The organism is Lacrimispora sp. YZC11 (genome assembly GCF_057543815.1).
The window spans coordinates 190223-214534 of the sequence record NZ_BAAJYQ010000002.1; the positions used below are offsets into that span (position 1 = coordinate 190223).

Here is a 24312-nt window from a genome sequence, read left to right on the forward strand (position 1 = left end):
CTAAAAGGAGGTTTATATGATTACCATTTCCAGTCCCATGCAGCAGGATAATATTAAAGAACTATTATCTAATTACAGGGAAGGTGATGTAACATTTACTTTCAGCAAAAAAGAGGGCATAAAACTCTTTTTTGAAGTTACCGGTAATCCGGCGGATGCTGCAATAAAAGCAAAGGAATTAATTAAAAATACAACTTGGGGCAAGGTTCTTTATTTTCAAGCACAGGCTGTATAGTGGTTATGAAACCTGTTGATTAAAAAATTATAGATAGCAGGAGGACTTTCATGAATACAATTGTAAATTTTATAGAAAGAAAATTTTTACCTGTAGCTGTCGTAATAGGTTCTCAAAAGCATTTACTGGCTCTTAGAGATGCATTCATCAATTTGATGCCCCTGACTATGGCTGGTTCCATGGCCGTTCTTTTAAATGCGCTTTTGCGCGATATACCAAATACATATCTGGGCACCGGTAACGGGGTCACTACTTTTCCACTTGTTGCATGGATTATTTCTTTAAACGGGATTGTCTGGGGGGGAACGCTGGCGGTTATGGGCATCATGCTTTCAATTACCCTGGGTTATACGATAGCAAAATCCTATGATGTAAACAAGGTAGCCGGCGCTAGTGTTTCACTTGCGGCATATCTTATGGGATTGCCTCAAAGCGCCAGTACTTCCACCACCCTTACTTTGAGTGATGTGCTGCCTGCTAATATTGCAGACATGATTCAGGCTTCAGGAGCAACAATCGCTACAGCCGATGGTGTGTCCACCATAACAGTTACAGGCAGTGCCTGGGGATTTTTTAACTTTTCAGGTTACTTTGGAGCAACGGGAATGTTTACTGTTATATTGTTCTCTTTTTTATCGGTAATAATTTTTGCGAAGCTGATGAAGAAAAATATTACAATAAAACTTCCTGAATCTGTTCCGCCTGCAGTGTCTCGTGCTTTTTCTGCCATCATACCAGGTGTTTTATCACTTTATGGATCGGCTATCATCTATTTCGTGCTGAAACAAAGCTGGGCATTAGGGACTCAACCTGTCAGTGACTGGATTACAGAACATATACAACAGCCATTGCTGGGCATATCACAGGGCTATGGTTCGGTATTTATCATTGTATTGCTAGTGCACTTATTGTGGTTTTTCGGATTACATGGCACAAATATAATGGGTGCTGTTTTGAATAGTACTTATGGTGTTGCTCAACTGCAAAATTTAGCTGCTTACGAGTCTGGCGCTGAGATTCCTTATAAATGGGTTTCAGGTTCTTTCGAGGCATTTGTGTGGCCTGGTGGTGCAGGTGTTACAATTGCTCTTATTGTTTCTATTTTAATCCTGTCAAAACGTGCAGATTATAAAATGGTGGGCAAGTTAGGTCTGGGACCGGGATTATTTAATATTAACGAACCAATCATGTTTGGTATACCTGTAGTTCTTAATCCTCTGCTGATTGTGCCGTTTATTTTGGCTCCGCTTGCAACAGCAACCATTTCATATTTTGCAACGATCTGGGGTCTGGTAAGCCCGGTGGTTATCAGTGTTCCATGGGTGATGCCTGTATTCTTGAGCGGATTCCTCGCTACAGCAGGCGACTGGCGTTCGCTGGTGCTTACTGCTGTCAATATGGCTGTTGCCTTTGCAATATGGGCGCCATTTATTATTGCTGCAAATGGAGTAGACTCTCCATCAGATAACTGAAAATCTGTTGATGAGAAATACGGCGTACATCTGATATGATTCAGGTGTGCGCCGTTTTTGAAATTTATCATCAAAGACCAGTAGGAATGCCCTATTTCTTAATTTAAGTACTTCAACTATTTTCCTGAAACACAAGTCTGCGAATAGCCCAGGCAACCCCATCCTCTGTATTGGATTTGGTATGATATTTTGCTGCATCCCGGATACAGGGCATGGCATTTTCCATGGCGACAGTCCACCCGAATTCCGGTGTGAACATGGACAGATCATTGTCGCTGTCTCCAATCACCATCACATCCTTAAGAGAGATTCCCTTTTGTTCTGCGTATGCTTTCAGAATCAGCCCTTTCTGGGCAGCCTGATTGGTCAGCTCAATATTGTCAGGGAAAGAGGAGGCCGCAGCCAGATCCGGAAAGTCTGCGAAGATTTCTTTTAATTCTGCAGCCTTTTGGACAGGAAGTCCGTTGCTGCATATTTTAAATACATCGCTATCCTCAGGAAGCTCTTTAAGAGAAGAAATAAAGGTCGTGGATTCCATCCGGTTTTGCACAGCAGCTTCCAGCTCTTGGGAAATATGAGCAGGAGAGCTGAATTTCTTTTTTAAGAAGGAGTATATCTCGTTTAATTTACGCTCTTTTGGAGTAGTGGTATACCGCCCCAAGGAAGTCAGAATATCCATATCTGCCTGCTGCTCTGTAAGGATCCGATCTATATCTACAAGGTTCCGGGAAGTAAGAGGAATCTCACTCAGTATTTCACCATCCTGACTGTATACGGCAGCCCCGCTTAAGCAGATGTAGCTGCAAGTGATATCACAAGCATCCATAACGGCTTTTGCTTCTTGATAATCCCGTCCGCTGCAGATTAAAAATTCTATGCCTGCGCGCTCAAGTCTGCGGATCGCATCTACATTGGCTTTTGAGATATTGGTCTGAGGGTTTAAAAGGGTGCCGTCCATATCGGAGGCGATCAGTCGGATGCTCATAGCAAGTAATCTCCTTTGTCTGGTTATGTATTCTTGTTCTCATACTTAGCTTATCCTAAATTTGACTGTTCGTCAATGAAGAGGGGCCGGAGAGCCCTAATTTCATCAGTTTTCCTATCTTTTATCAGGTTTCTTCCCCTCCTTTTTACAAACCCCACATATAACTTTTAACAATGAGGTCTTTTCATTTTCTCCCGACACCGAGGCGAAATGTTTCGGGTATCGTATGCTTCAAGGGGATGACACCCGTCCCTCCTACAGAAGTTGAATAATGGAGTTTGCCATGTTTTTTCTGATATTGATCCAATTAATACAATGATTTGCACAATTATTCTAAGGACAATCATTCTATATATCTAAAATATACCCATTAAAATTAAAGACATTTGTCTGTTTTTGTATGTTTTGCACTTAAAAAAATAAATTTCGAAAGAAAACATATTGACAACTTGGCTGCCAAGTGATATTCTAATGCCAACAACTTGGCTGCCAAGTTAAAAACGATAAAAATAATATAAGAGGAGGAGAATATGGAAAAATTGAAAATGATGCATATTGGAATCTCGAAAGGCGATGTCGGAAGGTATGTTTTTTTACCGGGGAGTCCGGAGAGGGCGGAAAAAATAGCCGCACATTTTGACAATCCAAGGGAAATTGCATACAACCGTGAGTTCAGAACCTTTGTGGGGGAACTGGATGGAACGAGAGTGGCAGTTACCAGCACCGGAATCGGAGGACCTTCTGCCGCCATTGCCGTGGAGGAGCTTTACCAGTGCGGTGCGGATACCATGCTTCGCATCGGTTCCGGCGCTTCAACTTCAGAAAAGGTGAAGACAGGGGACATTGTGATTCCCAACGGAGCAATCCGGATGGAAGGCGTGAGCAATCATTATTTGCCGGTGGAATTCCCTGCGGTTCCGGACTTTTCCATGATAAAAGAGCTGGAGGCCGCTTCCCAACGGCTGAATATGCCCTATAATGTGGGAGTTACCATCACAAAAGCCTCCTTTTACAGTCAGACACAGCCGGAGAAAAAGCCGGTAAAGGATGAGATCCTTCATAAATGGAGTGCATACGAGGCAGGCGGAGCCACCTCTACAAGCATGGAATGCTCCACCCTGTTTCTGGTAGCGGCCAGCTTAGGAATACGGGCAGCTTCCGTTTTAGTAAGTGCCACAGATTATAAGAATTCCCCGGAAAAGGACAGGGTACCGCTTACGGAATTGGAAAACAGAGTGATTCTGGTTGGCATTGAGGCGATGAGAGCCGTAATAAAAAATGATTTGGTGGGGTGATTGGTATGATGGACTATAATAAGCTGCCGCTTCTGGAGGAAGATATTTCAGAGAACCTGGTGATTCCGAACTACGTAAAAATTTATGATATTATTTTTAATTTGATCGTGGAAGGCGTGATCAAAGCAGGAGATGTTGTTCCAAGTGAAAATAAGTTGGCTAATTACTGGAAGGTCAGCCGCGGTACGGTCAGAATGGCTATGAGAAAGTTAGAAGAGGATGGATACATAAATAAGACCCAGGGGAAGCAGGCGGTAGTTTCAACACATGCGCTGCAATACAAGGACGGATTCCAGTGGTTGTTTAACCCGTGCATTGAGAATTGCGTGGATGCCATTGATGAAATTAAGATTTCCGCCCAGTACCAGCCCTGCGGCGTTTACGTTGCTCATGAGCTGGGATATAAAAAGCCGGGAGATTTAATGGTTTTCACCAGCACAGATTATTTTTCCAACGGGCGCCAGGTGGCAAACACGGTCACGATTTTCGATGCGGAATACATGGAGAGATTCCAGCTGGATATGAATGATTTGGAAAAGATGAGGGAGTTCAGCACTTATGGACTGTACCGGCTGGCAAAGCATGCCAAGACCGTATTCAATGTGCTGAATGCAGATGCGGATTCCTATATTGCAGGAATTAATAAAAATGAGCCGGTCATTATAGTGGAAGAGATCCTGGTGGATGAGGGGGATAAGCAGCTCAGCTATGCCAAGCACCAGCTTCTCGGAAGCATGTACCGCTTCTCCATGGAACGAAAGTCTCATATGTAATTGAAAAAGAGCAGACCGGTCCAAGAGCCTTGTAAAAATACGGAAAGCTCTTTTCAAATATACTGAAAATCAAACACAAGCAACGAAGCAACAGAAAGGAGAAAGGTATGAAAAAAACGTTTCAATTGATTCTGGCAGGGGTACTTGCCTGCGCCATGCTCACTGCATGCGGCAAAACAAATGGCAGCGTACAAACGACTGCAGGAAAACAGGAACAGACAGAGGGGTCGGATACAGCAAACGGGGAGAAGACTCCGGAAAAACCGATAAAGGCCGTGTATTTGGTAAACGGAAACTTAGGGGACAAAGGCTTTTATGACTCTGCGGCAAGCGGCCTTTACCGTATGAGGGATGAACTGGGAGCCGATATCAAGGTGGTTGAAATGGGCCGCGACGAGACCAGCTATGAAGGACATTTCACGGACGTATCCGAACAGGATTGGGATGTCATCATCGCAGGTACCTGGTCCGTGAAAGAGGTGGCGCAAAATACGGCCGCACAGTATCCTGACAAAAAGTATATATTCTTTGACAGCGATGTGGACCGGGCGATTGTTGCTGACGGAAATATGATGGGCATTACATACAATTCCAATCAGGGCTCTTTTTTAGCCGGTGTCCTGGCTGCCCAGATGCTTGATTCCGGAGATGCAAAGATCGATGCTTCAAAGAGAACCTTAGGCTTTATCGGTTCCATGGATGTGGCAAATATCAATGACTTCCTGGTAGGATATCTGGAAGGCGTGAAATACGTAGATCCAAACATCAAGGTGATCCCTTCCTATGTGGGTTCATTTGAAGATGTTCCCAAATGTCTTGAAATGACCACGCAGTTATACAATCAGGGCGCTCAGATCGTATATGCGCCGGCGTCTCAAAGTATTCTCGGCGCAGCAACTGCGGCAAGCAACGTTGACAAATACTTAATCGCCTGTGACCAGGATCTGTATACCCAGTTAAAGGATACGAATCCTGACATCGCAAAAAACATTTTGACCTCTACCTTAAAAAATGTAGGTGATTCCCTGGTAACGGCAGTCAAAGGCCTTTTGGACAACTCCATGACCTGTGACAAGACATATGCTCTTGGCCTTGACAGCGGTGCAGTGGGTCTGGCTCAGAATGATAACTTTAACACCATCGTCCCGGAGGATATCAAGAAGAATCTTGATACGGTAAAGGACAAGATCATTAAGGGTGATATTACGGTAGGAAGCGCTATGAAAATGACGACGGAAGAAGTCTCCGCATTACGTGACAGCATGAAATAAGCCTGTTTTTGAAACCATAGGGCACCGGTGATCCATGGGGCAGCAGCATAATATAAGGTCGCCTTTGCTGCTGCCCTTTCCAAAAGGATTTTTAAGGAGTAAGAGGATGGAAGAGAAAAAAGAAGTATTGCGGATGGAAAATATCGTTAAAGTATACTCCAATGGCGTAATGGCGAATAAGGGGATCAACTTCTCTGTTCTTGCCGGAGAAATCCATGCTTTGTCCGGAGAAAACGGAGCGGGTAAATCCACTTTAATGAAAATCATTTTTGGCGAAGAGCAGCCGACCTCAGGGGATATCTACGTCAATGGCGAAAAAACCATCATTACTTCTCCTCAATCAGCGATCAGCCTGGGAATCGGAATGGTACACCAGCATTTCATGCTGGTTCCCTCGCTTACGGTTGCGGAGAATGTCATTCTGGGCGTTGAACCAAGAAAAGGCCTGCTGATCAATAGAAAGAATGCTAACAGGCAGGTAGAAGAGATGGCGGACAAATTCAACATGCAGGTTAGTCCAAGGGCAAGGATCGAAGAGCTGACAGTTGGCCAAAAGCAAAAGGTGGAGATACTAAAAGCATTGTTCCGGGGAGCGAGGATCCTGATTTTAGATGAACCTACCGCAGTCTTGACCCCCCAGGAAACCACCGAATTATTTGAGGAATTAAAGAGGCTTAAGAGCAATGGCTATACTATAATTTTCATTTCCCATAAGCTGAACGAAGTAAAAGAACTTTGTGACAGGATTTCCATCATACGCCAGGGAAGGTCCATGGGCCTGTATGATATGAAGGATGTAACGGAACAGGACATATCAAACCTTATGGTGGGAAGGGATGTAATACTGAACATAGAGAAAAAGCTGCCGGAGATCGGAGATCCCACCATCCTGGTAAAGGATTTAAGCATTTCCGGTGAGAACGGGAAAACTTATGTAAATAAATTATCCTTATCTTTAAGAGAAGGAGAGATCCTTGGAATTGCAGGTGTAGAGGGCAACGGCCAGTCTGAGCTGGCGGAAGCTCTGACAGGGCTCCGAAAGTATAATTCCGGTTCCATCGAGATGTGCGGCAGGGAGATTTCCGGCTGCAATATTAAGGATATCCGGGCACTTTCTGTTTCCCATATTCCGGAGGACCGCATGACCACCGGCGTGGCCCCTGCTCTGTCCATCACGGAAAATACTCTTTCAGATAAAATTTCCTCAAAGAAGTTTTCAAAACACGGGGTCATCGACAAACGAAGGATAAAGCAATACGGGCTTGATATGGCAAAAGATTATCAGGTGCTGTGCAAAAATCCGGATGTCAGGATCGACAGCCTCTCCGGCGGCAATATCCAAAAGGCAGTACTTGCCCGGGAACTGTCCAGCGATCCCAAGGTCATCATTGCCAACCAGCCTACCAGGGGCGTGGACGTAGGCGCAACCGAATTCATCCGCAAACGGCTGATCAAAATGAGAGACAGCAAAAAATCCGTATTGCTCATCAGCTCAGATTTAAATGAAGTGCTGGGATTATCCGACAGCATCATTGTCATGCATGAAGGACAGATTGTGGCGTATTTCCCGGATGCAGGGAAGATCAGCGAGCTCGAACTTGGAAAATATATGCTTGGTATTGAAAAGCAGTCTGAAGCAGAGATAAAGGAGGCTTGTCATGGACAGTAATAAACGGATTCACTTAATCGTGGATATGACAAAACTGATGATAGCAATTTTGGTGTCCTGCGGTCTGGTCACGGCAATTGTATTAGGAACCAGTTCTGAACCGATGAATGCTTTTTTCAGCTTTTTTATCGGTCCCTTTACCTCCTTCCGCCGCATCGGCAATATTGTGGAGGCAGCTTCCCCGTTAATGTTTACGGCGCTGGCCGTTATCTTGATCTTCGGAGCAGGTCAGTTTTCTATGATCGCAGAGGGCGCTTTTTTCATCGGAACCCTTGGTGCAATGATGGTTGCGACCTCTGTTCCTCTGCCACCGGGAATCCATTCCGCAGTGGCATTGCTGGTAGCGGCAGCCATGGGCGCTGCCGTAGCCCTGATTCCTGCGCTGTTAAAAATGAAATGGCAGGTTTCAGAAGTGGTTACCTCACTGATGCTTAACTACATCGTCCAGTTTTTTGCCATCTATATGGTAAGCTACTATTTCCGTGAGATCAGCAGTTCAAGCCTTGCCTCCATCGCATTTCTGGACACTTCCCTGCTGCCGGTAATCATAGGAGGCACCAGGATCCACGCCGGAATTATCCTTGCGGTTGTTCTCTGCCTGCTCACTTATTTTCTGCTCTTCCGTACAACCTTTGGAATGAAGTTAAGAATTGTGGGAAACAATCCCAAGTTTGCAAACTACTCGGGGATAAAGGTCACCGGCATCATGGTAGCCTCACAGGTAATTGCCGGTGCCCTGGCAGGAGTGGGCGGAGGCGCGGAACTTTTGGGCATGTATACCCGTTTTAAATGGACCTCAAGTCCGGGATATGGGTGGACCGGCATTGCCGTCGCCTTGCTTGCCAGAAATAATCCCCTCCTGGTGCCCCTGGCAGCTCTTTTTATGGGGTATTTAAATGTGGGAGCAAACATTATGGCCAGAAACAGCGATGTCAGCAGTGAGGTGGTAAAGATCATCCAGGGGGTCATGATCCTGATGATCGCGGCCGAGGCTTTGCTTAAGAAATGGAAGCAGAGAATGATCGTAGAAGCTGCAAAGGCAGAAACTGGAATGAAAGGAGATGTAGTAAATGATTGATTATTCATTTATCGTGGATTTCCTTTTTATGTGGATTCGTGTGGCAACTCCTATATTACTTACTTCTTTGGGCGCGGTGATCTGTGAAAGAACGGGAGTGGTCAATCTTGGATTAGATGGGATCATGCTCATTTCAGCTTTGTTCGGGGTTCTGGGAAGTGCATGGGGAGGAAATCTGTTTTGGGGGCTTATGGCAGGTATTGGTGCGGCCTTAATCGTAAGCGGGGTTTTCGCATACTTCCATCTGATGCTAAAGGCCAACGCCGTTTTGTGCGGTACGGCAGTTAACACCATAGCCGGCGGGCTTACGGTCTTTGTGCTCCAGCTTGCAACAGGGGAAAAAGGGTCCAGTTCATCCTTAAAAAGCTATAGCTTTCCAGCAGTAAACATTCCTATTATAAAGGACATTCCTGTACTTGGAGATATTTTATCCGGCCACAATGTGATCACCTATTTTGCCTTCCTCATGGTGATCGTGATCTCAGTCTTTTTATACCGTACTCCAATGGGGCTTCGTATGAGGGCCGTAGGGGAAAATCCCAGTGCAGCTTCCAGCGTAGGGCAAAATGTAGTTAAGATCCGGTTTCTGGCTATTTTATTATGCGGTGTTATGGCAGGAATGGGAGGAATGTATTTATCCATGGGTTACTTATCCATGTTTACCAGGGATATGGTGGCCGGACGCGGGTTTATCGCACTTGCGGCCTGCGCCATGGGACAGGCAAATCCTGTGGGAGCCTTAATTTCTTCCATGGTATTTTCCTTCTTTGACGGCCTTTCCAATATCCTGCAGCTTTTGCAGATTCCATCAGAATTTGTGCAGATGCTGCCTTATGGGGCGACCATTTTAGGTTTGACCGTTTACTCCATCCAAAAGCAGCGGCAGAAAAATAAAAAAAATAAGGAGATACAGCAAAATGTCATTAAATAAAGATGAAAAAACCCTTGGTAAAAGACAGTACCACATCCATTTGAATCCCGGAGATATCGGCGACTATGTTTTGCTTCCCGGCGATCCGGCCCGTTCCGACCGTGTGGCAAAGTATCTGGAAGATGCCCGGCTGGTAGCCAATAACCGGGAGCACCGCACCTTTACCGGGTACTATAAGGGGGTAAAGGTTTCTGTTACATCAACGGGAATGGGCTGCCCGTCGGCAGCCATTGCAGCGGAAGAGCTGATCAATATCGGCGCAAAATGCCTTATCCGCATTGGAAGCAGCGCAGCCTTACAGGAAGGGATCAAAATCGGCGATTTAATGATTTCCACCGCTTCCATGAAAAATGAAGGAACCTCCAGATTTTACGTGCCGGATTGTTTCCCTGCGGTACCGGATTTTGACTTGACAAGAGTGCTGATTGACACGGCAAAAGATATGAAAGATGAAATTTCCGGCAGTCTCTATTATGGAATCAATGCCAGCGATGATGCGTTTTACGGTGAAACAGAGGAATGGATCGGGAAATTATCAAAGCTTGGCTGCTTAAATGTTGAGATGGAAAGCTCCGCCCTTTATACGGTCTGTCACCGCCGGAAGGTCAGAGGAGCCATGATCAGTGCCGTATCCGGCAATATTGTTACAGGCGACGTGATCTATGAAACCGAGAATACGGGTCTGGCAGCCGGATGGGATGATGAGATCCGGGTTGTTTTAGAGGCGATTTACCGTTTTGACCGGGAGAACCGGTAAGGGTATCCCTCTCTGCCCGGAAAGCATGGGCAATGAATATGAAAAGACAGGAGAAAACAGGACATGCAGGAAAAAAAGATGATGCATTTGAACATTACCAAAGATCAGGTAGGACAATATGTATTCTTGCCGGGAAGCGTGGAGCGGGCAGCCAAAATAGCAGCTTATTTTGATAATCCCGTAAAAATAGCCCATCACAGAGAGTATCTGACTTATACGGGAACCCTGGCAGGAGTGCCTGTTTCCGTTACCAGCACAGGAATCGGCGGACCTTCTGCGGCCATTGCGGTAGAGGAATTGTATGAATGCGGTGCTCACACCATGATGAGGATCGGCTCCTGTGCTTCCACCTCCCCAAAGGTTAAGGTGGGGGATGTTGTCATTCCCAACGGAGCAGTGAGGATGGAGGGAACAGGGATTCATTATCTGCCTGAGGAATTCCCCGCTGTTCCGGATTATGGGATGGTGAAAGAACTGGAAGCTGCGGCAAAGAAGCTTGACATTCCTTATAATATCGGGGTGACTATCACAAAGGACTCCTTTTATACGGAAGTTTCTCCTGAGACAAAGCCGGTGTATTATGAGTTAAAGAACAAATGGGAAGCTTATGAAAAGGGTGGGGCCACCAATTCCAGCATGGAGTGCGCAACTCTGTTTCTGGTAGCTGCCTCCCTTGACATCAGAATGTCCTCTGTCATGATCAGCGCGACCAATTACAAAAGCTATAGCAATGACGATAAGGATTATCCCCGGGAATGGGAAGACAGAGCGATCCAGGTGGGAATTGAAGCAATGACACAGATAATTAAGAAGGACATGGCAGGCCGTTAAAATGGTGCTGTAAGAGGCTGCACCGGAACCGGATGGAAAAGAGGGAACAATGAAGAATTCAATATTGTTGAAAAATGTCCGTTATATCGTGACATGTGATTCCCAGGACAGGGTACTGGAGAACACCAATGTATACATAGAAAATGGCAGGATCGCTGATATCAGCGATAAAGAATGGCAGGCAGATACAATACTTGACGGAACCAACATGTCCATGTATCCGGGGTTGGTCAATACCCACCATCATTTATACCAGATTTTTACCCGAAATCTACCCAAGGTCCAGTCCATGGAACTTTTTCCATGGCTCATAACCCTTTATGAGCTTTGGAAGAACCTTGACGAAGAGGTAGTCTATTTTACTTCGCTCCTGGGAATGGGAGAATTAATGAAAAATGGCTGTACTACCTGTTTCGATCATCACTACGTATTTCCGGAAGGAAGAAACGGTATCATTGAGGCTCAGTTTGAAGCGGCAGGTGAGCTGGGAATACGGATGCATGCATCCAGAGGAAGCATGTCCTTAAGTAAAAAGGATGGAGGCCTGCCTCCGGATACTGTGGTCCAGGCGATTGATGTTATATTAAAGGATTCCATGAGGCTGGCAGAACAGTTTCACGATCCGGCTCCTTTTTCCATGAGGCAGGTAGCCCTTGCTCCCTGCTCCCCCTTTAGCGTAACTCCTGATTTAATGAGGGAGTCGGCAAAGCTGGCCAGAAGCCTTGGCGTGCGTCTGCACACCCACTTAGCAGAGACAAAGGATGAAGAGCGGTTTACGGTTGGTACTTACGGAATGAGGCCTTTGGAATATATGGAAAGCCTGGGCTGGCTGGGAAAGGATGTATGGTTTGCCCACGGGATCCATTTTAATGAGGAAGAATTGAAAACACTTGCCAGGACACAGACGGGAGTCGCCCATTGTCCGGTTTCAAATATGAAGCTGTCCTCCGGGGTTGCCAGGATCCCGGAGATGTTGGACTTAAGTGTCCCCGTAGGTCTTGCCGTGGATGGCAGCGCAAGCAACGACGGTTCCAATATGCTGGAGGAAATGAGAGTGGGGTATCTGCTGCACAGACTGCAGTATGGTCACAAGGCACCCAGCGGATATGAGCTGTTAAAGCTTGCCACTGCAGGCGGGGCCAGGATATTGGGAAGGAACGACATCGGCACTCTGGAACCGGGAAAGGCAGCAGATTTTTTCCTTGTGGATACCAGACGGTTTGAACTGGTGGGAGCCATGGAAGACCCCAAATCAGTCCTGGCAACGGTGGGGCTGAAAGGACCGGTTGACTATACGGTAATCAATGGAAGAATCGCAGTGGAGAAGGGGCGTCTGGTCACCATAGATGAGGAAAGAACCCAGAACTCCGCCCAGGAGAGCTTCCGGAAGTTTATTAATAGAAGTAATTAATTTTTAGCGATTTTGTAAGCAATGGGAAAGGAAGCATAACGGATGAAACATATTATAGTGGATTGCGATACGGGTATCGATGATTCAATAGCCATACTATACGCCTTAAAGAGTAAAAGACTTCATGTGGAGGGGGTTACCACTGTGTATGGAAATACATCGTCCATACAGGCGGCAGAAAACACACTGCGGTTAATAAAACTGGCTGAATGCGGCTATGACATACCGGTAATTGTGGGTGCAAACCAGAGCATGACCGGTGTCGTAGAGCCTTACCCCGTTCATATCCATGGGGACAATGGGATCGGCAATGTAGAATTGCCGGAATCAGAGCAAAAGCCTTTGAACGAAGATGCTTCGGACTTTATAATAAGAAAGGCGGAGGAACTACGCGGTGATTTAACCATTGTTGCCTTGGGACGTCTGACTAATATCGCCGCAGCTTTGGAAAAGGATCCAAGGCTTCCATATAAAATTAAGCATTTGGTAGTCATGGGAGGAGCCTTCCATAAGCCCGGCAATATCAGTGCTTATGCGGAAGCGAATATATACGGAGATGCGAAAGCCGCGGATCTTGTATTCCGGGCAGGCTTTCCCATGACCGTGGTAGGCCTTGATGTTACAATGGAGACATTTATATCCGCTCAGGATATTTTCCTGCTGGGCAAGTATTGCAAGGAGGAGAACCGGGAGATTGTACGGTACATGCAGTCTGCCATGGAATACTATTTCCAGTTCAGCTATGAGTCCATGGGGTGCCATGACCGCTGTGTGGTCCATGACCCGCTGGCCATGGTGATTGCCGAGGATCCATCCATCGGCGAATACCGTATGGTAAGGGCTGCGGTAGAGTATGAAAATGAAGAATTCCGCGGCATGATTAAGAGAGATGAAGATTTTATTCCGGTCTATGATCATGATGAGATCCAGTACTGTATCCGGGTTGATTCCGATCTGGCGGTCAGGAAGCTGCTGTCAGTATTTTAGGGGTGGGGTATCGAGTAGCTTAATGTCTGCACGGTCATTGGATTCCCCCTGGGCTGCCAGAGCATTGGAACAAGTTATGCCATGGTTTTTAATAGGCGTTTGCCTTCAAATCTTTACCGGGATCCCGTTCTTTCACTGACAGTGTGGGAGCGGGACTCCCGGATGTTCTGATAATACAAGATTCTTTCTTCAATCTGCAAAATCCTGCAAAAATTTCAAGTTTACAGCCTGATAGACAAATTCTTTCAAAATAATGAATATGGTGGAATGTTTTGAGGTTTTTATGGTATAATCATAGCCAGATAATAATAAGCCCATTTGAGGAGCAAGGTTGAAAGAAAAACGTCTTTCAACCTTGAGTTTGTGAACAGCATGCCCTGCTTTACTGGGCATCAACTGGATATGCATCATATCCGCTTGATTCATTAGGAGACAAAATATGAAACCACATGCATTTGCGGTCTGTGCATATAAGGATTCGCCATATCTTGAAGCCTGCCTCCGTTCCCTTTTAAAACAAAGCGTTAAATCGGAGGTCATAATATGCACATCAACGCCCAGCCCATATATTGAAAAAATGGCGGACAAGTACGGAGTCCCGCTGTTTGTGCGGTATGGGAAAAGCAATATACGGGAAGACTGGAACTTTGCCTATAACCAGGCTACTGCCCGTTTTGTTACAATCGCCCACCAGGATGATTTATACCGGAAGGATTATGTGAAGAAACTTCTGGAATGTTATGAAAAATACCCGGATATGACGCTGTTTACAGGTGGATATACGGTAATCAGGGGGAACCAGCCCGCTGTTTTTGAAAAGGTGGAGTTTATCAAACGTTTTCTCAGGCTTCCTTTGCGTTACCGGCGTATCAGCCACTTAACCTGGGTTAAAAAAAGCGTTTTGATGTTCGGCAATTCCATCTGCTGTCCTGCGTGTGCATATAATAAGGAAAGATTAGGTGAGTCTCTTTTCAACTCTCCCTATCAGTTTGCGTTGGATTGGGATACGCTATATCAGTTAGCCGGGCTGCCGGGACGATTTATTAGCGTGGAAAAACCCATCCTGTATTACAGGGTTCACGGGGAGGCCACGACAAAGGCCTGTATTGCGGACAACAGCCGTCTCCGGGAAGAAGCCCATATGTTTTCAAAGATGTGGCCGGGACCGGTTGTAAAGGTGTTGATGCACTTTTACCGGAAGGCTTATAAAGAGTATGAATAAAAGAACATTTGGAGGATGAAGTGATGAAGGTAGTATTATTAGCGGGAGGTTTTGGCAGCAGGATCAGCGAGCAGAGCCATTTAAAGCCAAAGCCGATGATTGAGATCGGGGAAAAGCCTATTCTGTGGCATATCATGAAGTATTATTCCCAATATGGCTTTCACGATTTTGTCATTTGCCTTGGTTATAAGCAGTATATTGTAAAGGAATTTTTCGCAGATTATTTTCTGCATACGTCAGATGTGACCTTTGATCTTGCCAATAATAAGATGGAGGTACATAACAATTATTCGGAACCATGGAAGGTGACCCTGGTGGATACGGGGCTAAATACCATGACCGGCGGGCGTATTAAGCGCATCCAGCCTTACATCGGCGATGAGCCCTTTATGATGACCTATGGAGACGGAGTCTGCGACGTGGATTTAAAGGGTTTGTTAAAATTCCATCAGGACCATGGAAAGACGGCTACCATGACTACCGTCAATATCGCCCAGCTAAAAGGAGTCCTGGATATTGACGAAAGCGATGTGGTCCGTTCCTTCCGGGAGAAGGATGAGGCGGATAACAGCCTGATCAACGGGGGCTTCATGGTTTTAAATCCTGAGATCTTTTCCTATTTAAAGGATGATGCCACCGTATTTGAAAAGGAACCGTTGCAGAGCCTGGCGGCAGAGGGGCAGCTTATGAGCTTCCATCACAATGGCTTCTGGCAGTGCATGGATACTCAGCGGGAAATGAAGAAGCTGGAAGACTTGTGGCAGTCCGGACAGGCGCCATGGAAGATTTGGGAGAAATGACATGACAAGCTGGACAAGTATTAAGTGGAACGAATTTTGTGATTTTTATAAAGGAAAAAAGGTTCTGATCACAGGGCATACAGGCTTTAAGGGAAGCTGGCTCAGCCGGCTCCTTGTAAAGGCCGGTGCATCGGTAACGGGGTATTCCCTCATGCCTTCCACTGACCCAAACCTGTTTGAAGTAATCGGACTTTCTGATACCGTAAATTCCGTAATCGGGGATATTCGGGATTTAGAGCATTTGAAAAAGGTGTTTTTACAGGAGGAGCCGGAAATCGTGTTTCACCTGGCCGCTCAGCCAATAGTCAGGGACTCCTACAAGGATCCGGTCTATACCTATGAAACGAACGTCATGGGTACGGTAAATATACTGGAATGCATTCGCCTGACCCCTTCGGTCAAATCCTTCTTAAATGTTACAACTGACAAGGTGTATGAAAATAAGGAATGGGAGTACGGATACCGGGAAACCGATCCATTAGATGGCTATGATCCTTATTCCAACAGTAAATCATGTTCTGAGCTGGTGACCCACAGCTATGCCAAGTCCTTTTTTTCCGATGGACGTGTGGCCATCTCCACATCCCGTGCCGGCAATGTGATCGGAGGTGGAGATTTTGCCAATGACAGGATCATTCCGGACTGTATCCGGGCGGCAGCGGCAGGGCAGGACATCATCGTAAGAAATCCCCATTCAACAAGGCCGTATCAGCATGTGCTGGAACCTTTGGCCATTTATATGACGATTGCAATGAAGCAGTATAAGGATTCCCAGTTCCAGGGATATTATAACGTAGGCCCGGATGACAGAGACTGCGTGACTACAGGGGAGCTGGCGGATTTATTCTGCGGTGCCTGGGGCCAGGGGATTAAGTGGATAGACAAGTTTGAAGGAGGCCCCCATGAAGCCAGCTTCTTAAAGCTGGACTGTTCCAAGATCAAGAAGGTTTTTGACTGGCGTCCCAGATATGAGGTAAAGGAAGCGGTGGAAAAGACCGTGGAATGGACCAAGGCTCATTTGGAAGGGGCCGATATGCTTACATTCATGGACTTGCAGATAAAAGAATTTTTCAATTAATTTGATTTGAGAGGAAGAACCCTCCGGGTATACCTTTATGCCCATAAAACATTGGCAGGAAAGAGGAAAAAATAGAATGTTTGAGAACAAGACAGAAAAAGATGCGCGGGAGGAGATCCTTTCTCTTGTAAAGGAATACTGCAGCACCTACCACAATCAAAAAGATCCGTTTAAAGAAGGGGACCGCATTTCCTATGCTTCCCGTGTGTACGATCATCAGGAAATGGTAAACCTGGTGGACAGCTCTCTGGAGTTCTGGCTTACATCCGGGCGGTATACCGATGAATTTGAGAAAAAGCTGGCAAAATATTTAGAAGTCAGGTTCTGTTCCCTTGTGAATTCCGGTTCATCGGCGAATCTGTTGGCATTCATGACCCTTACATCACCGCTATTAAAGGAACGTCAGATAAAGCGGGGTGATGAAGTGATCACGGTAGCAGCCGGATTTCCAACGACTGTGACCCCTATGATCCAGTATGGAGCGGTTCCTGTATTTGTGGATGTTACCATTCCCCAGTATAACATTGATGTGAACATGCTTGAAGCTGCCCGTTCTGAAAAGACCAAGGCAGTCATGATCGCCCATACTCTGGGAAATCCCTTTGACCTTTCTGCGGTTAAGGAATTCTGTGATAAGTACCAGTTGTGGCTTGTAGAGGATAACTGTGATGCCCTGGGAACAACTTACACCATAAACGGGGAAGAACGTTTCTCCGGTACCATCGGTGATATAGGAACCTCCAGCTTTTATCCGCCTCACCATATGACAATGGGAGAGGGGGGGGCGGTTTATACGAACAACTCACTGTTAAATAAAATAACCCGCTCATTCCGTGATTGGGGCCGGGACTGTGTGTGTCCTTCCGGACGTGACAACTTATGCGGACACCGGTTTGACCGCCAGTACGGGGAGCTTCCCGTAGGTTATGACCATAAATATGTTTACTCCCATTTTGGCTACAATTTAAAAGCCACTGACATGCAGGCTGCCATCGGCTGCGCTCAGATCGAAAAGTTCCCATCTTTTGTGGAGAGAAGACGCCATAATTTTGACCGCCTTTATAAAGGTCTTGAAGAGGTTTCCGACAAGCTGATCCTTCCCGAGGCCTGTCCAGGCTCCAAGCCAAGCTGGTTCGGTTTTCTGATATCCTGCAAAGAAGGCGTAAGCCGGAACCAGGTGGTACAGTATGTGGAATCCAAGGGCATTCAGACAAGAATGCTGTTTGCCGGTAATTTAACAAAACATCCTTGCTTTGATCAGATGAGAGAGTCCGGAGAAGGATACCGGATTGTTGGTCAGCTGACCAATACCGACCGGATCATGGAGGATACTTTCTGGGTAGGAGTATATCCTGGAATGACTGATGAGATGATCGATTTTATGGCAAAGACCATTAAGGAGGCAGTGATCCTTTAACGGGTTTTATACCTTTATGCCCAAAGAACGTGGGCAGGAAAGAGGAAACATGAAGGAGTACGATTTGACGGAGGTACATCAGGCGAACCTGGCTATTTTAAAGGAAATTGACCGTATCTGCCGGAAATACAAGATTAAATATCTTCTGGATGCAGGAACGCTTTTAGGCGCAGTAAGGCACAAAGGCTTTATTCCCTGGGATGATGACGCGGATGTGGCATTTACCCGTTCCAATTATGATGCCTTTTTAAAGGTAGTGCGCCGGGAGCTTCCGGAAGAGATGGAACTTCTTGAACCTAAGGATTTAAGAGGCGGAACTGCATTTTATGATTTCACAACCAGGATCATCTATAAAAACAGCCGGACTCATGCGGACTCGGAAGAGATGAGGTTTTATGAAGGAAAATTAAATCATCTGTGGGTGGACTTATTCACCATTGATGAGCTTCCGGAAGGCAAAGCGTCTTCCGTCCTTACCCGTCTTCTTCATACTGTAATTTACGGTATGGCCATGGGCCATCGTTACCGCTTGGATTTTAAGAAGCACAGCCTGGGCAATAAAATCGTTATCGGCATACTGGCTTCCTTGGGAAAAATAATTCCAATGAAAACCTTGAGAAAGCTGCAGCATATGGCAGCAGTCAAGGATCAGAAGGGAAAGAGCAGCCTTAGGTATTACAGCAACTACCAGCCGGATTATCTTTATGTGTCGCTTAAGAAGGAATGGTGTGAAGAAACTGTGGACCTGGAATTCGAAGATACCAGGCTGATGGCCCCTAAAGGCTGGCATGAGGTTCTCACCTGGATCTACGGTGATTATAAGAAGCTTCCGCCGGAAGAGCAACGGGTACCCTCCCATTCCAGTATGGAAATAAAAATATATCATTAGAATGCAGCTATAAGAAGTTGCCATATAAAAATCCGCATTGATCGGGCTTATGAAAAGCCATTTCAATGCGGATTTTTTTGTCTTATTAGCTTTATTGCCAAATCATCCGAATGCTTATTGCTGGTTTAAATATTCCTTAGCATCTTTAAAGAAACTGAATATTATCAGGAGTATGATAATTCCTATAGGAAATGCCGCAATGATAGATACGGTTTGCAGATTGGCCATGGAATTCTTGGAAAATATAAGGGCAATGGGAAACAGCATTAAAAGCACAGACCAGAACAGCTTTACGTGTTTATCCGGCTCAGCGTCCTCGGGAAGCTCCTTATAAGAATAAGAGGAAGCAACCAGAGCCAGGGCATCAAAGGTAGTTGCGTAAAAAGCCACCATAGTAATTGCCAAAAGGATCAATCCAAGCTTTGCAAGCGGCAAGGTCTCAAAGATTGCCATGATTGTCTGGTACAAGTCTCCTGTGGACGAATAAATACCCATCACATCTAACACTCCCTTTGTCTGAAGGGCCAGGCTGTAATTTCCTAATATAATAAAGGAGGTAAAGGTTCCGCAAATACCACAGATATATCCTCCGAGGATGGTCTGCTTAATGGTGCGTCCTTTGCTGATGGTTCCGATAAAGAAAGGTGTGGCCACACACCATACCATCCAGTAAGCCCAGTAAAAAATGGTCCAGTTCTGGGGGAAGGAGGAGGTACGCAGGGCATCGGTCCAGGTGGACAGGCCGATAAAGTTCTGCACCAGGTTCCCCACTGCTGTAATCCCTGTTTCAACGGTATACCTGGCTTCTCCTCCGCCGATCAGCACATAGAGAAGCAGGCCAAAGAACAGGTATGTACAGGAAGCAGCCAGCTTTGCAATGCCCTTCATGCCAAAATAAACCGTAACAGTATAAACGACACATATAACGACCAGGATTGCAATGGTCAGTAGTCTGGACTCTGGAAGACCGGTTACCCTGCTGACTGCCATGGAAAGAAGGGGTGTCGCCAGGGAAAACGTGGTTGCAGTGCCGGCCAATAAGGCAAATACGGCAATTAAGTCAATGAGCTTTCCGCAAAGCCCGTCTACATGCTTTCCTAAAAGAGGGCGGCAGGCTTCCGAATATTTTTGCTTTGTCCGTTTTTTAACATGGAGCATGAAGCCGAATGCGGCGGCCAATATCATATAAAAGCTCCAGGGGATAGGACCCCAGTGAAACAGCGGGTAGGTGGAGGCCCAGTCCTGCATGGCTCCCAGATCCGCGATATGGGGTTCCCCTGCGTAGAGGAGCCATTCACAAAGGGAATAGAACAGGATATCGGCAGCCAGGCCGGCGGTAAACATCATAGTGCCCCATTTAAAATTTGAATATTGAGGTTTTTCCAGGTTTCCAAGCTTGATGGTACCGTATTTGGAAAAAGCGATGTAAAGGGAGCACAGGAAGGTAAAAAGTCCGATGATAAGGTAGTAGCTTCCCAGCTCATCTCCTAGAAATGACCGGATAGCAGCCAGTGTATCCGCAGATTTGCCGGGATATATGGTGAAAACAAGGCATAAAAGAATGATGATCATAAAAGGAATCAGGGTTGTTACCCAGTCCAGCTTTTTAAACAAAGCCTTTTTCTCATTGTGGTCCATGTAAGTAGCCTCCTAAAGTGTTCAAAAATTTAAAATCAATATCAATATTGAACATGATACCATGGATATCCAGAAAATGCAAGAATTAAATGAGAAGATTTCCTTTTGCATTACTACCTTTATTTTTAGTTTGGAAGCAGCCTTTTTCTTTAAGTCCTGGAAACGGGCATGAAAAAGGAAGAACAAGGCATTCATTCCAGTAAAAACACTGACGTATTTGTGAAGATTTTCTGACATTTTACAGAAACCACTACAAAAAATGGATTACATCCGATATAATGTTAGATGTTCAATAAGGAGGAAATTATGATGAAGAACAAAGCTCTAATGATATGTGCGATGTCAGTAATGTTACTGACCGGCTGCACGGAAAGCCACATTCTTTCTTCAGGAGGTCCGGCAGAGCCAGTTTTTGAAACTCAGCAAGGGATTGTCCTGGATTGGGCTCAGATTGGAAATGATATGGACGATGAATTCGTGGACAATGAAGAATATCCTATGGCGTTAAGCGTCAATTACAATGTAGATCAGGAGAAGAAAAGCATCAATTTGACGTTAATAGTAAAAGAAGGAACCACGCCCGAGGAAGCAGTCGTATTTGCAAATGCAGCGGTTCGGCATTTAAACGATGAGGCAGCTATGCAGGATTTTTCCTTTGAAAAATCAAGTGGTACCTCTTATGGCGGATTTTTCAAGACTTATGATATGCATCTTATTGTTATGCCGGATTATACGATGAATGAAGAGAAGTATTGGCTGGTAGATATGGACATCCCCAAGGGATCTGATGAAAAGATTGTTCCAAAGGAAGGTGCAGTTATCATGGAGACCACCGCTGAGGATGAGGAGACGGAGACGGATACTGAAAGCTCGGAATCAGATCAATAGATTTTTAACACAGACATTAAAAAACATGGATGAGGTTGGCTTGCAAATCACTCCTCAGCCATGTTTTTTTATTGTTCCTTTTTTGTCTGCCTGTTATGGATCAACCGCCAGCCCGCTGTGGTAGGAATAATTGCCAAGCTCCTTTAAAAGCTTATTGTGATCCAGACTATTTAGTGGTACCGGCGAGGCCAGTTCCTCGTTCAGCAGAAAGAACACGTCATTGCATTTTACCATGGACTGATGGAAGAGCTCGGGAAAAGAGGCCTGGGATGCAAGGCGTCGGTTCCAGGGATTACACCAGGTTTCATGGTTTAAATTCATAGTGACGACGGGATCCGGCGGGATGTCCGTAACCAGTTTCCGGGAAGCAAGGTGCGTACGCAAGAAAAGAGATTCCATAAATTCAATGCTGTTTTTCTTGCGGCTGGAAGGATCGGCAAGAGTCCGGCACCCTAAGCGCATAGCCAGAATGGAGCGGGATACCATCTGGGAGGTTACCCGGAAGTTATTCCGGTAATTTAAAGGATAATAGGCTTCATTGATGCTTACAGATAAAAACCCGGAGATGAACTGCTGCTCCTGGCCGTTTAAGCAGATGGTAGCCGCCTGGTTGAACTGAGATGGCTTTTTCTTTTTGTACTTCATTAAAAGCAATGCATCAATATCGTTTTCCAGCATGGCATGAAGCCCGTGATGATAGTTGCCGGAGTTTTTAACATCATATTCAATCCTGCCGTACACGTAAGGGTGGCAGATGGAGTCTCCGATGTAATGGCAGAAGTAGCCGCTCATATAAGAAATGGCCTGTTCTCTCTGCTGCTTGGACTCGATCTGGGACAAGTGGTTTAAGCAGGAAACAAAGAAATCATGTACATGGTTTTCGTGCATATAGGAACCTACGTTGCGGTAATCCCGGTGGCGGAGAATTGGTATATTATAAAAAAAAATATCCGGTCCCTGGAGACCAAGCTGGTAAAGCCATCGGTATTTGGAGATTATACGCTTTAAAGGAGTGTTTGGCATGTCATTAAAGACCCTGACTCCCAGCAGATAGTGAGTGGTAAAACCAGGCATATTGATCACCTCGCATCAAATATACAATTTGTTACAGTTCGGCATAAGCATGCGCCTTTCAGAAATAAATTCTAACCGCCAAATTATAAATGGCATGGCTGAACAGTAACCATATAAATAGATTATACCATAGGAAATTTTATTTTGTATAAAAATCACTGGAAATTTTCATACTACCCGGCCAGGCCGAATAAGTGTTAAGGAGAGCGTTCAGGAGCTGATCCTATGATACATCGTATCCATGAGTTGGTGTGGGGACCGTGGCTTTTGGTTCTGTTTCTGGGAACCGGAATCTTTTTCACGGTAAAATCAGGTTTTTTTCAGATCAGAAAATTCCCTTTTTGGTGGAAACAGACCATTGGAAGCATACAGGAGGATGAAGGGGAAGAAAAAGGGGAAGTGACAAAATTCCAGACAGCCTGTACGGCTCTGGCGGCTACCATTGGGACCGGAAATATCGCCGGTGTGGCTACCGCACTCACAGCTGGTGGGCCTGGAGCCATATTCTGGATGTGGGTTTCTGCTGCAATCGGTATGATGACAGGCTATGCGGAGACCATGCTGGGAATCAGGTACCGCTACCGGGACAGAAACGGTGCCTGGATATGCGGGCCAATGGTTTACTTGGAACGGGGGCTAAAGCTTCCGGGGCTTGGCATGATATACAGCTTTCTTTGCATCATGGTTTCTCTTGGAATGGGAAGCATGGTCCAGTCCAATTCCATTGCGGAAACTCTTGAATATTCCTTTGGCATACCGCCAATTCCTATTGGTATCCTGCTGACAGGAACTGTATTACTGGTGGTTCTGGGTGGAATCGCAAGGATTGCTTTTGTCTCTGAGCGGCTTATTCCTATCTCAGCCGGCGCCTATATGCTGTTTTCCATGGTTGTGATCATGTCCTGTTACGATAAGATCCCGTATATCTTTCAATGCATATTTCAGGATGCTTTCCGTCCGGTTTCCGTCTTTTCAGGAGCTGCGGGCTATCAAATCAGCAAAAGTCTTCAGTACGGCATATCCAGGGGAGTATTTTCCAATGAAGCAGGACTTGGGAGCATGGCAGTCCTTCACGGCGCGGCAGAGGATACGACACCTGAGCAGCAGGGAATGTGGGCCATGTTTGAGGTGTTTTTTGATACCATTTTAATCTGCACCATGACAGCCTTTGTGATCCTGTGCATGACGGAAGGGGATGCTGCCGGTTCCGGCTATGACGGAGCGGCTCTGACAGCCTTTTGTTTTTCAAAGCGCTTGGGGCCACTTGGGGAATATGTGGTATCAGGAGCCATGCTGATTTTTGCCTTTGCTACCATCATTGCATGGTATTATCTGGGGCGTCAGGCGGCCATGTATCTGGCGGAGAGCTTAAAAAAACGCAGATCCCTTTACATACTGCAGCGCATATTAAGAGGAAAGGTCTATACGCTTCTTTATCTGGGGGCCGTGTTCCTTGGGTGTCTGGCAAAGCTGGAGACTGTGTGGGAATTTTCCGATATCTGGAATGGACTGATGGCACTTCCTAATATCATTGCCATTATTTTCCTGATGAAGGAGGTAACGGTTCCTGGAAATGCTGAAAAACGGGCACTGAAATACACCCGCCGGTGA

At 45.8% G+C, this 24312-nt stretch carries 22 protein-coding genes; 19 read left to right on the forward strand and 3 right to left on the reverse strand.

The window, feature by feature from the left end; genetic code table 11:
• The first annotated feature begins 16 nt into the window (after nucleotides 1–16).
• Complete coding sequence (locus tag AC27IJ_RS00795; RefSeq protein WP_312444879.1) at nucleotides 17–235, forward strand: hypothetical protein; 219 nt, start codon at nucleotides 17–19, stop codon at nucleotides 233–235.
• A gap of 50 nt (nucleotides 236–285) precedes the next feature.
• A complete protein-coding gene (locus AC27IJ_RS00800; RefSeq protein ID WP_313258166.1) occupies nucleotides 286–1707 on the forward strand; it encodes a PTS sugar transporter subunit IIC in 1422 nt (473 codons plus the stop codon).
• A 112-nt stretch (nucleotides 1708–1819) separates the two neighbouring features.
• Here the strand turns inward: AC27IJ_RS00800 and AC27IJ_RS00805 are convergent, their stop codons facing one another.
• Nucleotides 1820–2692 carry a Cof-type HAD-IIB family hydrolase gene (locus AC27IJ_RS00805; RefSeq protein ID WP_312444876.1) on the reverse strand — a complete coding sequence of 291 codons (873 nt, stop codon included), beginning with the start codon at nucleotides 2690–2692 and terminating at the stop codon, nucleotides 1820–1822.
• Nucleotides 2693–3222: 530 nt separating this feature from the next.
• On the opposite strand from AC27IJ_RS00805, the gene AC27IJ_RS00810 reads away from it, so the two are divergent.
• The 15 genes from AC27IJ_RS00810 (at nucleotide 3223) to AC27IJ_RS00880 (ending at nucleotide 19101) form a co-directional block, all read left to right on the forward strand.
• Complete coding sequence (locus AC27IJ_RS00810) at nucleotides 3223–3987, forward strand: nucleoside phosphorylase (RefSeq protein ID WP_312444874.1); 765 nt, start codon at nucleotides 3223–3225, stop codon at nucleotides 3985–3987.
• Nucleotides 3988–3992: 5 nt separating this feature from the next.
• Nucleotides 3993–4760 carry a GntR family transcriptional regulator gene (locus AC27IJ_RS00815; RefSeq protein ID WP_313258170.1) on the forward strand — a complete coding sequence of 256 codons (768 nt, stop codon included), beginning with the start codon at nucleotides 3993–3995 and terminating at the stop codon, nucleotides 4758–4760.
• Between the two features lie 107 nt (nucleotides 4761–4867).
• A complete protein-coding gene (locus AC27IJ_RS00820) occupies nucleotides 4868–6031 on the forward strand; it encodes a BMP family ABC transporter substrate-binding protein (protein WP_312444868.1) in 1164 nt (387 codons plus the stop codon).
• Nucleotides 6032–6137: 106 nt separating this feature from the next.
• A complete protein-coding gene (locus AC27IJ_RS00825) occupies nucleotides 6138–7700 on the forward strand; it encodes an ABC transporter ATP-binding protein (protein ID WP_312502798.1) in 1563 nt (520 codons plus the stop codon).
• Nucleotides 7690–8778: an ABC transporter permease gene (locus AC27IJ_RS00830; RefSeq protein ID WP_312444862.1), complete on the forward strand. Its 1089-nt coding sequence runs from the start codon at nucleotides 7690–7692 to the stop codon at nucleotides 8776–8778. Before AC27IJ_RS00825 ends, AC27IJ_RS00830 begins: the two co-directional genes overlap by 11 nt.
• Nucleotides 8771–9709 carry an ABC transporter permease gene (locus AC27IJ_RS00835; protein WP_312444859.1) on the forward strand — a complete coding sequence of 313 codons (939 nt, stop codon included), beginning with the start codon at nucleotides 8771–8773 and terminating at the stop codon, nucleotides 9707–9709. The genes AC27IJ_RS00830 and AC27IJ_RS00835 overlap by 8 nt, the downstream gene beginning before the upstream one ends.
• Complete coding sequence (locus AC27IJ_RS00840; RefSeq protein WP_312444857.1) at nucleotides 9696–10466, forward strand: nucleoside phosphorylase; 771 nt, start codon at nucleotides 9696–9698, stop codon at nucleotides 10464–10466. Before AC27IJ_RS00835 ends, AC27IJ_RS00840 begins: the two co-directional genes overlap by 14 nt.
• 63 nt (nucleotides 10467–10529) lie before the next feature.
• Nucleotides 10530–11297 (forward strand): nucleoside phosphorylase, encoded by a 768-nt coding sequence (locus AC27IJ_RS00845; RefSeq protein ID WP_312444854.1) that lies wholly within the window; start codon nucleotides 10530–10532, stop codon nucleotides 11295–11297.
• Nucleotides 11298–11346: 49 nt separating this feature from the next.
• Nucleotides 11347–12708 (forward strand): 8-oxoguanine deaminase, encoded by a 1362-nt coding sequence (locus tag AC27IJ_RS00850; RefSeq protein ID WP_487147262.1) that lies wholly within the window; start codon nucleotides 11347–11349, stop codon nucleotides 12706–12708.
• Between the two features lie 42 nt (nucleotides 12709–12750).
• Nucleotides 12751–13695, forward strand: a complete 945-nt coding sequence (locus tag AC27IJ_RS00855) for a nucleoside hydrolase (protein ID WP_312444849.1) — start codon at nucleotides 12751–12753, stop codon at nucleotides 13693–13695.
• A 439-nt stretch (nucleotides 13696–14134) separates the two neighbouring features.
• Nucleotides 14135–14917: a glycosyltransferase family A protein gene (locus AC27IJ_RS00860; protein ID WP_312502801.1), complete on the forward strand. Its 783-nt coding sequence runs from the start codon at nucleotides 14135–14137 to the stop codon at nucleotides 14915–14917.
• Nucleotides 14918–14940: 23 nt separating this feature from the next.
• Complete coding sequence (gene rfbF, locus AC27IJ_RS00865) at nucleotides 14941–15717, forward strand: glucose-1-phosphate cytidylyltransferase (RefSeq protein ID WP_312444844.1); 777 nt, start codon at nucleotides 14941–14943, stop codon at nucleotides 15715–15717.
• Between the two features lies 1 nt (nucleotide 15718).
• Complete coding sequence (gene rfbG / locus AC27IJ_RS00870) at nucleotides 15719–16795, forward strand: CDP-glucose 4,6-dehydratase (RefSeq protein ID WP_312444841.1); 1077 nt, start codon at nucleotides 15719–15721, stop codon at nucleotides 16793–16795.
• A gap of 76 nt (nucleotides 16796–16871) precedes the next feature.
• Nucleotides 16872–18212, forward strand: a complete 1341-nt coding sequence (gene rfbH / locus AC27IJ_RS00875; RefSeq protein WP_312444839.1) for a lipopolysaccharide biosynthesis protein RfbH — start codon at nucleotides 16872–16874, stop codon at nucleotides 18210–18212.
• A gap of 49 nt (nucleotides 18213–18261) precedes the next feature.
• The gene (locus AC27IJ_RS00880; RefSeq protein WP_487147263.1) at nucleotides 18262–19101 is read left to right on the forward strand and encodes a LicD family protein; all 840 of its coding nucleotides are present in this window, start codon (nucleotides 18262–18264) and stop codon (nucleotides 19099–19101) included.
• 114 nt (nucleotides 19102–19215) lie between these two features.
• Here the strand turns inward: AC27IJ_RS00880 and AC27IJ_RS00885 are convergent, their stop codons facing one another.
• Nucleotides 19216–20739, reverse strand: a complete 1524-nt coding sequence (locus AC27IJ_RS00885) for a BCCT family transporter (protein WP_312444837.1) — start codon at nucleotides 20737–20739, stop codon at nucleotides 19216–19218.
• Between the two features lie 306 nt (nucleotides 20740–21045).
• Here AC27IJ_RS00885 and AC27IJ_RS00890 point away from each other — a divergent pair, with 306 nt between their 5' ends.
• Nucleotides 21046–21627 (forward strand): hypothetical protein, encoded by a 582-nt coding sequence (locus AC27IJ_RS00890; protein WP_312502808.1) that lies wholly within the window; start codon nucleotides 21046–21048, stop codon nucleotides 21625–21627.
• A 93-nt stretch (nucleotides 21628–21720) separates the two neighbouring features.
• On the opposite strand, the gene AC27IJ_RS00895 is transcribed toward AC27IJ_RS00890, so the two are convergent.
• On the reverse strand, nucleotides 21721–22701 hold the full coding sequence (locus tag AC27IJ_RS00895) for a zinc dependent phospholipase C family protein (protein ID WP_312444832.1): 981 nt from the start codon (nucleotides 22699–22701) through the stop codon (nucleotides 21721–21723).
• A 225-nt stretch (nucleotides 22702–22926) separates the two neighbouring features.
• Here AC27IJ_RS00895 and AC27IJ_RS00900 point away from each other — a divergent pair, with 225 nt between their 5' ends.
• Nucleotides 22927–24312, forward strand: coding sequence for an alanine/glycine:cation symporter family protein (locus AC27IJ_RS00900; protein WP_312444831.1), 1386 nt, complete (start codon nucleotides 22927–22929; stop codon nucleotides 24310–24312).